General features: G+C 67.0%; 14 protein-coding genes and 1 tRNA gene. 10 read left to right on the top strand and 5 right to left on the bottom strand.

The window, feature by feature from the left end:
- Positions 1–52 precede the first annotated feature (52 nt).
- Positions 53–619 (bottom strand): DNA-3-methyladenine glycosylase, encoded by a 567-nt coding sequence (locus B4M62_RS11795; RefSeq protein ID WP_290713016.1) that lies wholly within the window; start codon positions 617–619, stop codon positions 53–55.
- On the opposite strand from B4M62_RS11795, the gene B4M62_RS11790 reads away from it, so the two are divergent.
- The 6 genes from B4M62_RS11790 (at position 618) to cobF (ending at position 6517) form a co-directional block, all read left to right on the top strand.
- Entirely contained in the window at positions 618–1061 is a 444-nt protein-coding gene (locus B4M62_RS11790) for a type II toxin-antitoxin system Rv0910 family toxin (RefSeq protein ID WP_290713013.1), read from the top strand. The two genes, B4M62_RS11795 and B4M62_RS11790, sit on opposite strands and share 2 nt — an antisense overlap.
- 54 nt (positions 1062–1115) lie before the next feature.
- On the top strand, positions 1116–2768 hold the full coding sequence (locus tag B4M62_RS11785) for a VWA domain-containing protein (RefSeq protein WP_290713010.1): 1653 nt from the start codon (positions 1116–1118) through the stop codon (positions 2766–2768).
- A 93-nt stretch (positions 2769–2861) separates the two neighbouring features.
- Positions 2862–3734, top strand: a complete 873-nt coding sequence (locus B4M62_RS11780; RefSeq protein WP_290713007.1) for a hypothetical protein — start codon at positions 2862–2864, stop codon at positions 3732–3734.
- Positions 3735–3773: 39 nt separating this feature from the next.
- Positions 3774–3849 (top strand) — tRNA-Arg (locus tag B4M62_RS11775).
- Positions 3850–4113: 264 nt separating this feature from the next.
- Positions 4114–5613 (top strand): LGFP repeat-containing protein, encoded by a 1500-nt coding sequence (locus B4M62_RS11770; RefSeq protein ID WP_290713003.1) that lies wholly within the window; start codon positions 4114–4116, stop codon positions 5611–5613.
- Positions 5614–5707: 94 nt separating this feature from the next.
- Positions 5708–6517, top strand: a complete 810-nt coding sequence (gene cobF / locus B4M62_RS11765; protein WP_290713000.1) for a precorrin-6A synthase (deacetylating) — start codon at positions 5708–5710, stop codon at positions 6515–6517.
- On the opposite strand, the gene B4M62_RS11760 is transcribed toward cobF, so the two are convergent.
- Positions 6491–7231: a 3'(2'),5'-bisphosphate nucleotidase CysQ gene (locus B4M62_RS11760; RefSeq protein WP_290712997.1), complete on the bottom strand. Its 741-nt coding sequence runs from the start codon at positions 7229–7231 to the stop codon at positions 6491–6493. The genes cobF and B4M62_RS11760 overlap by 27 nt on opposite strands.
- 56 nt (positions 7232–7287) lie before the next feature.
- Between B4M62_RS11760 and B4M62_RS11755 the strand changes: the two genes are divergently transcribed.
- Positions 7288–8169, top strand: coding sequence for an Fpg/Nei family DNA glycosylase (locus tag B4M62_RS11755; protein WP_290712994.1), 882 nt, complete (start codon positions 7288–7290; stop codon positions 8167–8169).
- 13 nt (positions 8170–8182) lie between these two features.
- The gene (locus B4M62_RS11750) at positions 8183–8926 is read left to right on the top strand and encodes an SDR family oxidoreductase (RefSeq protein ID WP_290712991.1); all 744 of its coding nucleotides are present in this window, start codon (positions 8183–8185) and stop codon (positions 8924–8926) included.
- A gap of 7 nt (positions 8927–8933) precedes the next feature.
- On the opposite strand, the gene B4M62_RS11745 is transcribed toward B4M62_RS11750, so the two are convergent.
- Genes B4M62_RS11745 through B4M62_RS11735 form a run of 3 tightly spaced genes read right to left on the bottom strand, consistent with a single transcriptional unit; the run spans position 8934 to position 11565 of the window.
- Positions 8934–9569, bottom strand: a complete 636-nt coding sequence (locus tag B4M62_RS11745; protein WP_290712988.1) for a hypothetical protein — start codon at positions 9567–9569, stop codon at positions 8934–8936.
- A 2-nt stretch (positions 9570–9571) separates the two neighbouring features.
- Positions 9572–11218 (bottom strand): glucose-6-phosphate isomerase, encoded by a 1647-nt coding sequence (gene pgi / locus B4M62_RS11740; protein ID WP_290712985.1) that lies wholly within the window; start codon positions 11216–11218, stop codon positions 9572–9574.
- Positions 11219–11256: 38 nt separating this feature from the next.
- Positions 11257–11565, bottom strand: coding sequence for a chorismate mutase (locus tag B4M62_RS11735; RefSeq protein WP_290712982.1), 309 nt, complete (start codon positions 11563–11565; stop codon positions 11257–11259).
- Between the two features lie 31 nt (positions 11566–11596).
- Between B4M62_RS11735 and B4M62_RS11730 the strand changes: the two genes are divergently transcribed.
- Together B4M62_RS11730 and B4M62_RS11725 are read left to right on the top strand one after the other, a co-directional pair.
- Complete coding sequence (locus B4M62_RS11730; RefSeq protein WP_290712980.1) at positions 11597–13405, top strand: hypothetical protein; 1809 nt, start codon at positions 11597–11599, stop codon at positions 13403–13405.
- Positions 13406–13449: 44 nt separating this feature from the next.
- The coding region (locus B4M62_RS11725; RefSeq protein WP_290712977.1) for a UvrD-helicase domain-containing protein at positions 13450–13802 on the top strand (353 nt) is incomplete at its 3' end.

The following is a 13802-nucleotide window of genomic DNA, read 5'->3' as shown; positions in this document are numbered from 1 at the left end:
GGGTGGGGGTGCCCACTCGGCGGGAGTTGACTGCCCACTCGGCGGGAGGGGCTTACGCCCGGGGATGACGGCGGTATGCCGAGACCGACGGCTCGTCGGCCAACCAGAACCGCCACGGGTTGTCCGCGGCCAGCCGGACACCGACGCGCGGTCCGTCGCGAATGTTTGATGCCGGGGGGCCATCGCGTCGGCGCAGCGCGACCGGAGTCGGGCTGAGGAGGTCGGTGCCCTTGTCCGCAAGGGTGATTCCCAGTGCCCGGGTGAGGTTGCCCGGCCCGCGCGCCAGTGCGTCGTCGTCGTGAACCGATGGCCGCCGCTCGCGCGCGATCGGCAGCCCTTCGACGACTCGGCCGGCGCGAATCAGGACTGCAGAAGCATGCTCGGTCGGTCCGGTGACCACGTTGGCGCAGTGGTGCCCGTGGATGCGGTAGACGTACAGCCGCCAGGGCGGTCCGTACATGATCTCCGATCGCGGGGTCCGAGTGAAGGCATGGGACGCCGGATCGTTGACGCCGTCATATGCTTCGACCTCGGTGATCATCACCGTTGCCCCATGGCCGACCAGATGAGCGCCCAGCAGTTCCCGCGCGCGCTCGGTGACAGTAGGGTGGTTGCTCATGGCCAAGGCGAAGGACTCCGTGGATGTCGACATGTCGGTGTCGGAGGCGTGGGAACACGCGTCGGACCTCGCCCGCTACGACGAGTGGCTGACGCTGCACGACGGGTGGCGCAGCGCTCTCCCCGCGTCCGGCGAGTTGGCCGAAGGTGTCAAGGTTGCCTCGGTGATCAAGCTTAAGGGTGCCCGGGTCCGGTTCAACTGGACTGTCGACAAATTCGATCCACCGAAGGAGGTTCGACTCGTCGGCGACGGCAAGGGCGGGGTGAAGGCGAAGCTCGATCTGTCGATCAGGCCCAGCGGTAGCGGCTCAACGGTAACCTTCGAGGTTGATCTGGGCGGTCTGCCGCTCTTCGGACCGGCGGGCAAGGCCGCCGCCCTGGCCACCAAAAAGGACTTGCACGCGTCCCTGGCGAACTTTCGAACCGTCTTCGCCACCCGGTAGCGGACTGCTGAAAACACCAGGGACGGACACCAGGGACATGAAGGGGAGTATGTAATGCCGAGTCGACACGCGATGGTCGAGGATGACTTCGGATTCGACCACGCCGACACGAGTAAGCCGCGGCGCGCCGGACTGATCTGGTCGGTGGCGACGGTGCTCGTCGTCCTCGCCCTCGTAGGTGGATTCATCGCGTGGCGAGGCGGGGTGTTCGGCTGCAAAGACGAACCGGTCACCGTGGCTGCCGATCCGGCGCTCGCCGCACCGCTCAAAGACATCGCCGCGGCCGCGGCCGGCCGCTGCTTCGCGTTCACCGTTACCGCGGTGCCCGGGCCAGACGTCCCCGCGCAACTGACAAAGCCCGATACGCCGGATCTGTGGGTCGCGGACTCGGGTTCGCAGATGCGGCGCGTCGCCAACCAGTTGCAGCGCCCGTTGTCCACCATCGCCGGTTCGCTGGCGCAGAGTCCAGCCGTGGTCGTCGGGCAGCAGGTGCCCCCGCTCAAGAGCTGGGTCGATGTGATGCGCCTGCCCAACCTGCGGATGGGCTCGCCGATCGACACCACCATCGGCGATGCACCGATCATGGGTGCCCTTGCCGAGGTCGACGCCGGCGGAATCACGCAGAAGCAGTTGATCGACGCGATGACCGTCCTGGCCGTTCAGCAGAACAATGCGCGCACCGGCAACGACCGCGAGGGGACGCGGCTCAACTTGGCCAACACGACCCCCGACATTCCGGTGCTCACCACCGAGCAGCAGTTTTTGCAGTTCACCCGTACCCACCAGAGGTCGGCGCTAAAGGCCAGCACCCCCGCCGACGGGACGGTGATGCTCGACTATCCGCTGGTGAACACCGCCTCGGATGCGCGCCGCGAGAAGGCGTCCAAGGCCGGTCAGGTCCTCGCCGAGGTCGCAGGCTCGGCAGAAGGGCGCAAGATTCTGGCCCGCGAGTTCCTTCGGGACGCGCAGGGGCAGCCGCTGGCCGATGGTGCCGGTGTCGGCGCGGTGAAACTGTTGACGCTCAAAGATCCCGAACAGGTTGATCGAGCGTTGCGGCAGTGGCAGGTGCTGGCAATCCCGATCCGAACCCTCGTCGTCGAAGACGTCTCCGGGTCGATGGTCGCGAGCACGGGATCGGGTACGCGCGCCGACCTCCTGCGCGAAGCGTCGCTGTCTGGGTTGAAGATGTTCCCCAATAACGCCGAGGTCGGCGCCTGGGTGTTCAGCATCGACCGCGGCGGACCCGGTATCGACTACAAGGAAGTCGCGCAGATCCGGCCGCTGGGCGCGCGATCGGCCGACGGCCGCACTCATCGCGACGTGCTCGCCGAGGCCGTGAAAAAGGCGATGGCCGACGTCCACGGCGGGACCGGGCTCTACGACACGACGCTGGCAGCGTACAAGAAGATGCTGCAGACCTATGACCCGAATTTCTCGAACTCGGTGATCATCATGACCGACGGGGAGAACGAGGACCCCAACAGCATCAGTCTCGAACAACTGCTCGCCGAGATAAAACAAATGCAGGACCCGGCCCGCCCGGTCCTCATCTTGACGATTGGGATTTCCGATAACGCCGACACCCAGGCGCTCAAGGCGATCGCCGACGCCACCGGCGGGACGTCCTATACGGCGAAGACCGCCAATGACATCCGTGCGGTGTTCGTCAACGCTATCGCCGCGCGCGTGGAGGCCGCCGGCAAGTAGCGTCTCAGTGTCTCCTCAGCGGCGATGACCGATGGTCGTATCGACCATCGCGATAGCGACTCCGCAGCGGCGGGGAAGAGGAGGCCAAGGACCATGGTGGTGTCAACTGGGGAGCGCCCGGAAGCGGACTCGGCGGATTCCCCCGCCGGTTGGGTGATGCGCAAACTCCCACATGTCACCGCGCTTTTCTGGGTGCTCAAGATCGTGGCGACCACCCTCGGCGAAACCGGCGGTGATCTGTTGGCCCAGACGTTGCACGTCGGCTATCTGGTTGCCACGCTGATCTTTCTGGGATTGTTCGTAGTGGCGGTGACCGTGCAGTTGAGGGCTCGGCGCTTCCATCCCGCCGTCTTCTGGACGGTCATTGCGCTGACGAGCACTGCGGGTACCACACTGTCGGACCTGATGAACCGCACGGGCGGGATCGGCTATACCGGTGGCGCGATTGTCCTGTCCAGTGCGCTGGCGGTCGTCTTTGTCGTGTGGTGGCGCAGCGGCCAAACCCTCGATGTCGAGAACGTGGCCACCTTCAAAGGGGAGGTGCTGTACTGGATCGCGATCCTGATTTCCAACAGCCTGGGCACCTCCAGCGGCGACTTTCTCGCCGACAGCGTGGGACTGGGATTCCGCGACAGCGCGATGCTCCTGTCGGCGATCATGCTGGCCCTCCTGGGGTGTCATTACTTCACCAGGATCAATGGCATGGCACTGTTCTGGATCGCCTTTGTGCTTACGCGGCCGCTGGGCGCCACCGTCGGCGACTTCCTGAGCAAACCGCGCAGCCACGGGGGACTGGAGTGGGGCACGATGTGGACCACGGCGGCGTTACTGGCCGCGCTGGTGGTCCTGGTCGCATTCCAGACCTGGCAGATTCGCCGCCATCCGCTCGAACCCATACCGGCGCCCGTTCACCGGCGCACCGGTGAACCCCAGCGCCCGAATGGGGCGGTGGTCAGCGCCGGGTAGACTTTCGAACCGCCCGTCGAATGGTTGTTGCGGCGGTCCGCTCCCGTAGCTCAGGGGATAGAGCACGGCTCTCCTAAAGCCGGTGTCGCAGGTTCGAATCCTGCCGGGAGCACCATGACGTCGGTATCGGTATCGGTAGGGCCATCGCGGCGGTGCCGAATTGCTGGAATCCGCATCTATTGCGAGACATCCGACAAGTTTGGTTCCAAACTACGCCGCGTCCGGGATATCCCCATTAGGGTGGGCAATGGCAATCGACCCTTTGGTGTCAGCAATTCGGTCGTGGTTGCGCTGCGATTGTGCTGCACTTTCGGCGCAGATGTAGCAAGCTAAGGTCAGGCATGGATCAAGAAGTGCCATGAAACGAGGAGTTCGCGGAGTGAAACCCGTACAGAAGAAGTCAGGGCTCGTGGCTCTGCGTCGGCTGGCAATCGGCGTCGTCGCCGCCGCCGGCACGCTGATGCTCGTCGCGCCGCACGCATCCGCAGCACCGCAGGACGATGCGCGGACCGCAGTCGACAAAGCAGCTGCCGAGGTTGCCACCGGAACCGCAGACAAGGGCTTTCGCAACACCGGTCTAGGCGAGAAGGAAGGCGACCTCACTTCGGTGGGCGACGGCTTCGAGCAGAAGCACACCGGCGGCACCGTTTACTGGTCGGAGAAGACCGGTGCACACGTTCTTTACGGTGCCATCAACGAGAAGTTCGGCACCGAGGGCGGTCCGACCGGAAGCCTGGGCTTCCCGAAGACCAGCGAAGGCGTTGCGCAGGCACCCGAGGGTGCGCGCGTGGCGGAGTTCGCCGCCGAGGACAACCCGAAGATCTACTGGACGCCCGCGACCGGCGCATGGGTCGTCCGCGGCCCGTTCGCCGCTGCGCTGGCCGACCCGCAGATCGCCGGTGCCCTCGGCCTGCCGCTGGGTGATGCCGTGGTCAACGGTGATGTCATCACCCAGAAGTTCGCCAACGGCGACCTGTCGTTCGATGCCAAGACTGGCAAGTGGATCAACCTGCCGACCCTGCCGGGTCTCCCCGACCTCGGTGGCAAGTTGGGCGCACTGAAGTGGCCGGCGCTCAGCCTGCCGGGGTGGCCGAAGATCAGCCTGCCGAACATCAGCGCACCGAATGTGAATATGCCGGACATGACGGCGCCGAACGTCAACCTCCCCGAGGTCAGCGCGCCCAAGACGAGCGGCTTCAACTGGTGGTGGCTGCTGCTGCCGCTGTTGATCGTCGGCGGGCTGCTGCTGCTGGCATGGCTGTGGCGTCTGCTCACCGGTGGCGGTAAGCGCACGGGCGGGCACGGTCCGGACCTGAAGGCGCCGAACCTGAAGGCTCCGAACGTCGAGGCCGCGGTTAGAGGTGCAGGTGGCAAGGTTGCGGCCGGTGCGGCCGGTGCTGCTGCTGCGGCCGGTGCCGCGGGTCATCGGGTCCGCGACGCCGCAGATGATGCCGCGCACGCGGCCGAGCGTGCCGGTGACAAGGTGAAGGGCGCAGCCGAGGGTGCGTTCGACAAGGTCAAGGGTGGCGTCGAGGGCGCGTTCGACAAGGCCGACGATGCGGCTCACGCTGCGGGTAACAAGGTCTCCGGTCTGGTCGGCGACGCTACCGGCAAGGGTGCCGCTGCCGCTGCCGGTGCGGCTGCTGCCGCCGGTGCGGCCGGCACGTGGGTGCGCGACGGCAAGACCGTCCCGCTGCCCAAGGGTGCACACCTGCCGCTGCCCGGCGACGCGGAGCCGAAGGGCTTCCCGATCAAGGGCAACGCAGACTCGGGCCTGTTCCACACCCCCGCCTCGTCCGCTTACAAGGCGACGATTGCGGAGATCTGGTTCGCTACCGAGGCGGACGCCACGGCTGCCGGCTTCAAGAAATACCAGTAGCAACTGACCACTGTGGCCCGGCACCGAAACGGTGCCGGGCCACAGTGCTCGCTGGGTGCCTGACGTGTTGTCCTGCCGACTACAGTGGTGAGCTGTGAGGGAATCGCCGGGCACCGTACAAATCGCGGTGATCGGCATCGGCCCCGGGAATCCACGACAAATCACGCTGGAGGCAGTCGACGCGCTCAGCGATCTGGACGCCGTGGTCCTCCTTGACAAAGGGGAGTCGACGGGGTCGATGCGCCGACTGCGGACCGACCTGCTGGACCGGTACGCCCCCGGGTGCGATGTGCTGGTGGTCGCCGATCCGCCGCGGGACCGCCGGCCCGCCGACTACGACCGTGAGGTGCGCCGCTGGCACGCCGCACGCGTCGACGCGATCGCGGCGGCCATCGCACCGTTGCCTGCGCCCGACGGCCGGGTGCCCGTTGTCGGCTTTTTGGTCTGGGGTGACCCGTCGCTATATGACAGCACGCTGCGCATCGTCGACGCGCTCGCCGCCCGCCCCGGATGGGTGGTGGTGCACACGGTGATCCCAGGGGTGACCAGTGCGTCGGCACTCGCGGCCGCACACGGCATCGCGGTCAACCGGGTCGGTGAACCCGTCCACATCACCACCGGTCGACAACTTGCGCAGACGCCGGAGTTAGTGCGGGGCAACCAGATTGTGATGCTCGACGGCGGCGAGGCTTTCCGTGCGGCGGCGCGACCCGGTGACGAGATCTTTTGGGCCGCGAACCTCGGCACCGACGATCAGGTGCTCGTATCGGGCCGCGTCGACGACGTGGCCGACGACATCACCGCTGCGCGGGCGGCGCTGAAGTCCCGGGTCGGCTGGGTGATGGACATTTACCTGCTGCGCTCACCGGAGGCCGCATCACCAGACGGTGTCGAGGGCGGCTAACACCTCGCCGGCTATTTCGCTGCGGCAGATGACGAAGTCGGGCATGTAGGGTACGCGCTGGTTGTAGATGATCTCGGAGCCGTCGAGTCGGCTGCAGTGCAGGCCGGCGGCGGCACACACACCGACTGGTGCGCAATTGTCCCACTCGTATTGGCCACCGGCGTGGACATACGCATCGACATCGCCGCGGACCACCGCCATCGCTTTCGCGCCCGCCGACCCGATCGAAACGCGTTGTAGACCAAGGGTGTTGGCGACATGATGGGATTCATAACTGCCACCGAAGCGGGACACCGCGATCCGGCCGGTGAGTGGCCCGCCCACCGTGCCGATGGTGTCGGAACGGAACAACTCGTCACGGGCGGGGATGGCGACGGCGGCTTCGCTGGGGCGCCCGTCGACGGTCAGTGCGACGTGAACCGCCCAGTCCGAGGTGCCGTGCGAGAATTCGCTGGTCCCGTCGAGCGGATCGATGATCCAGACACGGTCGGCACTGCTCCGGTCGCCCACGTCCTCCGCCTCCTCGGAGAGGACGGCGTCGTGCGGGCGCCGCCGGTGTAGCGCCGCGCCGATCCACGCCTGCGCGAGGCGGTCCCCGGCGTCGCCGACCAATCGGCCGTCGAGCAGCCCGCCATGGCGCACGCCGAGCAGGATCTGTCCGGCGCCGAGTGCGATCTGGGCGGCCAACTCGCCATCGGAAAGCGAAGAACTCACCCTCCCACTAGAGCACACTGGGGTGCGGGTCGAGCGAAGCGAGGGGGATGATTCCGATGCCTGAGTTGCCCGAGGTCGCTGCGATTGCGAACTTTCTGGATGAGCGCACCGCGGGACTGCCGATTCGGCGGGTCGATGTGGCTTCTCTGGCGGTGTTGAAGACTGCGGATCCGCCGTACGCGGCATTGGTCGGGCGCACGGTGGGTTCGGTCGGCCGGATCGGCAAGTATCTTGTCCTGACGACTGTGGGGCAGCCGGGCGGGAAGCCGCTGTGCCTGGTCCTGCACCTGTCGCGGGCGGGTTGGGTGCGGTGGAGTGAGAATCTGTCGCCGAAGCCGCCACGTCCGGGCGGAAAGGGCCCGATCGCGCTGCGCGTCCACGCCGGATTGCCCGGTGAGGGGTTCGATGTGACCGAGGCGGGCACGCAGAGGCGGCTGGCGGTTTGGGTTGTGGCCGAGCCCCGCGACGTCGATCGTATCGCCGCTCTGGGGCCCGATGCGCTGTCGGTGGACCGTGGTGAGCTGGGGGAGATCTTGGCGGGCAGCACCGCGCGAATCAAGAACCTGCTCACCGACCAGCGGAGTCTCGCCGGTATCGGGAACGCCTACTCCGACGAGATCCTGCATCGGGCCCGACTGTCGCCGTTCGCCACGGCCAAGGGGTTGTCCGATGAGCAGGTCGGCGCGCTGCATGCGGCGATCGGGGAGATCCTGCGCGACGCCGTGCGGCGGCTCGAGGGCCCGGGCGGGGTGTCGGCGATGAAGGCCGAAAAGCGAGCCGGGCTCAGGGTGCACGCGCGCACCGGTCTGCCCTGCCCCGATTGTGGCGACACCGTCGCCGAGGTTTCGTTCGCCGACCGCTCTTTCCAATACTGTCCGACGTGCCAGACCGGTGGGCGCAAGCTCGCGGACCGTCGACTGTCGCGCCTACTCAAGTGACTAGGGTGGACGGGTGAGCAACCGCGAGAAGATCCTCATCACCGGTGCCAGTTCCGGCTTGGGCGAGGGAATGGCCCGGGCCTTTGCGAAGCAGGGGCGCTCGTTGGCGCTTTGCGCGCGGCGACTCGATCGCCTGGAGGTGTTGGCGGCGCAGTTGCGCCCGCAGGCAGGGCAGGTCGAGGTGGCTGCGCTCGACGTCACCGACTTCGATTCGGTGCCGGTCGTCTTTCGCGCCCTGCGTGACAAACTGGGTGGACTCGACCGGGTGATCGTTAACGCCGGGTTGGGCAAGGGAGCACCGATCGGCACCGGTAAGGCGCACGCGAACCTGGAGACGGTGCAGACGAACCTGACCGGCGCGCTGGCGCAGGCCGAGGCGGCCCTGGAGATCTTCCGGGAGCAGAACTCCGGTCACCTGGTGCTCATCAGCTCGGTGAGCGCCAACCGTGGCCTCCCCAAGGCGCAAGCCGCGTATTCGGCGTCGAAGGCCGGTGTCACCGCATTGGGGCAGGGGTTGGCGGCAGAGTTCGCGGGAACCCCGATCGCCATCACGGTCATCGAGCCCGGCTATATCGAGACCGACATCAACCGGGGCGTGAAGACCCGGTTGATGGCTACCACCGATGCGGGCGTCGCGGCGATGGTGGCCGCCATCGAGGCGGAAAAGGCACATGCGGCGGTGCCGCGGTGGCCGTGGGAGCCGCTGGCCGCAGCGATGCGCTACCTGCCAGAGCCGGTGTCGCGCCGGATGGTGTGAGCCGGCGTCAGCGACTGGGGGCGGGACTGCTCGACGGGGTCGGATCGGCGGTCCAGACAATCGGATGGCTCTTGAAGTCCAGCGCGGGATCGTTGGCCGTGTTGGCCCAGTAGATTGCAGCCTTGGCCTCTTGGTCTTTGGCGACGACGGTGATCAGGCAGGTGGCATAGGATTCGCCCCGTTTCATCAGTCGCGGCGGAGTCCGGGTGACACAGGTGGGGACCTCGGCGGTCGACCGGACGGTCAACGCCGCGGTCCTGCCGTCGGGGCTGCCGGCGAAGCCGATGACATCAGGTGCCGGGGACGGCTTGTCGGCCAGCGACATCACCGTCAGATAGAGGAAGAAGCCGGTCCCATCTTTGGTGAGGGAATCGGGCAGTCGGCCGGCGCGGCGCAGTCCGGTGACCGTGTACGCGGCCAGTTGACCGGGGTGGAACGTTGTGGCGGGCAACAGTGCGGTGGCCCCGAATGCGAACCGTTGGCCGGGTGGGGTGCGGGTCGAGGTGTCGGCGGGCACGGCGATCGACGCTGATGTGGGGACCTCGGGGCCGGGATTGTCGGGGTCGGTACCGGCGCAGGCGCTGGTGGCGGCGCCGACCGCGGTGAGGACGATGGCGGTCAGTGTGCGCGAGACTCGGTGCATCCTCAGACTGTACGACCGGCCTGCGTGCGATACCACGCAACCAGCGCGTCGGTAGACGAGTCGCCCTGTGGGGCGGGCGGGTCCGCAGAGCAGATCGAGCCAAGCAGCTCCAGCGCTTGCTGCTTGCCCAACTCGACCCCCCACTGGTCGAACGAATCGATATCCCACACCGTGCCCTCGACGAAGACCTGGTGCTCGTAGAGGGCGATCAGCTGCCCAAGGACCCCCGGGGTCAGCTTCGGTGCGAAGATCGTCGTCGACGGCCGGTTGCCGGGCATCACCTTGTGTGCGACGAGATTGGGCGCCACTCCCTCGGCAGCGATGTCCTCAGCGGTTTTGCCGAACGCCAATACCTTTGTCTGCGCAAGGAAGTTGCTGATCAGAAGATCATGCATCGACGTGCCGTCGGCGGTGACGACATCCCGGAACGGCTTGGCGAAGCCGATGAAGTCGACCGGGATCATCCGGGTCCCCTGGTGCAGCAGCTGGAAGAAGGCGTGCTGCCCGTTGGTACCCGGTTCGCCCCACCAGACTTGGCCGGTGTTACAGGTGACCGGGTGCCCGTCGCGGGTCACCGACTTGCCGTTGGACTCCATCGCCAGCTGTTGCAGATAGGCGGTGAATCGGGCGAGGTCGTTCGAATACGGCAGCACGGCACGGTTGCCGGCGTCGAAGAAATTGTTGTACCAGACGGCGAGCATGCCCAGCAGGACGGGCGCATTCTGCTCGAGTGGAGCGGTGGAAAAGTGTTCATCGATGGTGTGGAAGCCGCCGAGGAACTCGGCGAAACCCGTCTTACCGATGGCCAGCATGACGGACAACCCGATCGCTGAATCCACCGAGTAGCGGCCGCCGACCCAATCCCAGAAACCGAACATGTTCGCGATGTCGATGCCGAACTCGGCGACGGCCTCGGCATTGGTGCTGACCGCAACGAAGTGGCGCGACACCGCCTCGGCGTCGCCGAGCGATTCGACGAGCCATCGCCGCGCAGTGCGGGCGTTGGAGAGGGTCTCCAGTGTCGTGAAGGTCTTCGACGAGACCACGAACAGGGTCGTCGCCGGATTGACGGCGTCAAGGGTGGCGAGGAGGTCGGCCGGGTCGACGTTGGACACGAAGTGAGTGCGCGGGCCGTCGTGATAGTCGCGCAGGGCCCCACACACCATCGCCGGCCCGAGGTCCGAGCCGCCGATGCCGATGTTCACCACGTCGGTGATCGTTTTCCCGGTGAAGCCGCGCCACGTCCCGGTGCGGACCTCGTCACTGAACCGGCCCATCTGGTGCCGAACGCGGTGGACGTCGGCCACGACCTCGTGCCCGTCGACGGTCAGCTCGGCGGTGGCGGGCAGGCGCAGCGCCGTGTGCAGGACCGCCCGGTCTTCCGAGGTGTTGATGTGCGCGCCGGCAAACATGGCGTCGCGTCGGTCTTCGACGCCGACCTCTCGGGCGAGGCTGAGTAGCAGTCCCACGGTTTCTCGTGTCAGGCGGTTCTTGGAATAGTCGATGCGCAGATCGCCCGCCTGCACCACGAGTTCGCCGCCACGATCAGGGTCGAGCGCGAACAATTCACGCAGGGTCGTCGCGAAGACGTGCGGCTGGTGGGCTGCGAGCGCGTGCCAGGACTCGGTGGCTGTCACATCATCGCTCATGGCTTCCACCCTAGGGGGTTGGCGTTGACGCTGCCCGATCAGCGGCCCAGCGGCCCGCGGCCGAGACGGAGTAACAGCATCGCGAGCGTGTGCCCCTCTTGGCCGAGGTCGGCGAAGCGGTCGAGGACCTTCACTTCGCGGCTGTGCACCAGCCGCGGCCCGCCGGAGGCCATTCGGGCGGCGCCGATCCGCTTCGACACCGCCGACCGCCGTTTGATGGCCGCGAGAATCATCGCATCGAGCCGGTCGATTTCGCCGCGCAAGACCTCGATGTCGTCGGGCAGGCCGGACACATCGCCGGAAAGGTCGTGGGCCTGCGGGTCGAAAGGTTGCGGTAGGTCACTCACGTCGATGATCTTGCCACGTACAGTACTTTCCGTGGCCGGTCGTCCCGCTCGAGTTGCCCTTGCACTGATCGCGGCCTACGTGGTCGTGCGCATCGCGCTGGCCGCCACCGGCGGCTTCTACTGGGACGATTTGATCCTGATCGGCCGGGCTTCGACCCACAACGTATTCGGGTGGGAGTACCTCACCCACAACCATGACGGCCACTTCATGCCGGGCGCGTTCTTCGTCGCCGGGCTGACGACAGTGCTGGCACCAACGCACTGGTGGCCGGCCGCGATCACGCTGGTCGTGCTGGCGACCGCGGTGGCGTGGGCCGTCTGGCGGATGATCCGGATCCTGGCCGGCGGCGCGTCGTGGGCGACGGTGGCGGTCCTGGCCTTCTTCTTGTTCACGCCCATGACCGTTCCGTCGTATGTGTGGTGGGCGGCCGGACTCAACTCGCTGCCGATGCTGTTCGCGATGGCATGGCTGATCGGCGACGCCGTACTCCTTTGCGAGCGAGGCCACCGCGATTCCCGGCTCACCCGACTGATTGTGGGGCGCAGTGCGCTGGTCTATCTGGTTGCACTCACCTGTTTCGAGAAGTCGCTCTACCTGCTGCCGGTGGTGTTTATTGCGACGGTGCTGTGGTGCCGTGGGGGCGCGGACCGTGGCGATCAGGGCACGGCGACCATTCCCGGTCCGCTCGCGGCCGCCTTCGTCGGCGCCCGGCCGCTCTGGCAGGTTGTGGCGCCGATTACCGTGGCATGGGCCGTGATCTTCCTGTCGGTCACCGGCGGACAGGGGGCGGCCGGGCAGCACAGCATCGTCCAGACGCTGCACCTCACGTGGCGTACGATCAACAATGCCGTGATCCCCTCCCTGGTGGGCGGTCCGTGGACTTGGGACCGGTGGATTCCCAGCCCGCCGATGGGGTTTGCATCGACGGGGCAGATCATCGCGGGTTGGGCGGTGCTCGCCGTCGTCGTCGGCCTGATTGTGCGGTGGCGGCGCGGTGCGTGGCCGATCGTCGTGGCGGCCGCAGCGTATGTCGCACTCGCCCAGCTGCCGGTGATGTGGAACCGGTCGAGCGCCAACACCGCGCTCGAGTTGGCGCAGACCATGCGGTATCTGCCCGATTCGGCGCTGGTGATGACTGCGGCGCTGGCGCTGGTGGCGGCCTGTCCGAGCGTCGCGCGTCGACAGGAGACGCCACTGTGGCCGGCCGCTGCGACTGCCGTCGTCGTGCTGGTCGCGTCGTCGGGCTGGGGTCTGTGGAATTTCGCCCAGTCGTGGCGCACCAATCCGACGCCGGACTATCTGCGCACGGCACGAACATCCCTGCAGTCCGATCCGACCCGGATCATGTTCGACCAAGCACTGCCGCTGGAGGTCCTGACACCCATCGCATATCCGGAGAACCAGATCAGCCACACCTTCGGCCGGATCGCACCGAGGGTGCGATTCGGGACGGTCACCGACGATCTGGTGGTGCTCGACAAGCTCGGCCGCCTCGTCCCCGGCGGCGTGACCCCGGCCCGCACCTTCGCCGCCGGCGCGGGGAGCTGTACGCGGCCAGAGGTGCAAAGGCTGACCCGTGTTCCGCTGTCGGGACCGCTCCTGAACTGGCGGTGGACCATTGCGCTGAGTTACTGCGCGAATCGTGACGGACAACTGTCGGTGCAGCTGGCCGGCGGCAGTCCGGTGACAGTGGGTCTGCGGGCCGGGCTGCACGTCGTCTATGTCCAGACCACCGGGCACGGTTCGGTCATTGCGCTGCGCCCCCTCACCCCGGGTCTGAGCGTTCACACCGGCGAAGGCAACGTCGGCGAAGTGGCTGAGGCCGCGCTGTTGAAGTAGGGCGCCGGAGTCTGTCTGAGGGGACCGGTAGCCTGGTCAACGAAATGAGTGCTGAGGAACTGCTGCGCGGACTGAATCCACAGCAACGCGAGGCGGTGGTGCACACCGGGTCTCCGTTGCTGATCGTCGCGGGCGCCGGATCTGGGAAGACCGCGGTCCTGACCCGGCGGATCGCCTATCTGCTCGCCGAGCGCGGTGTGAATCCGGGACAGATCCTGGCGATCACATTTACCAACAAGGCGGCGGCCGAGATGCGCGAACGGGTCATCGACTTGGTCGGGGGCCGGGGCCGTGCGATGTGGGTGTCGACCTTCCACGCGATGTGCGTGCGGATCTTGCGCGCCCAGTCGGGCCTGCTCGGCGAGACGGTGAACTCGAACTTCTCCATCTACGACGC

The organism is Gordonia sp. UBA5067 (assembly GCF_002414845.1).
Taxonomy (GTDB): domain Bacteria; phylum Actinomycetota; class Actinomycetes; order Mycobacteriales; family Mycobacteriaceae; genus Gordonia; species Gordonia defluvii.
Note: the sequence above shows the minus strand (reverse complement) of the source record. Positions and strands in the feature narration are given on the sequence as shown.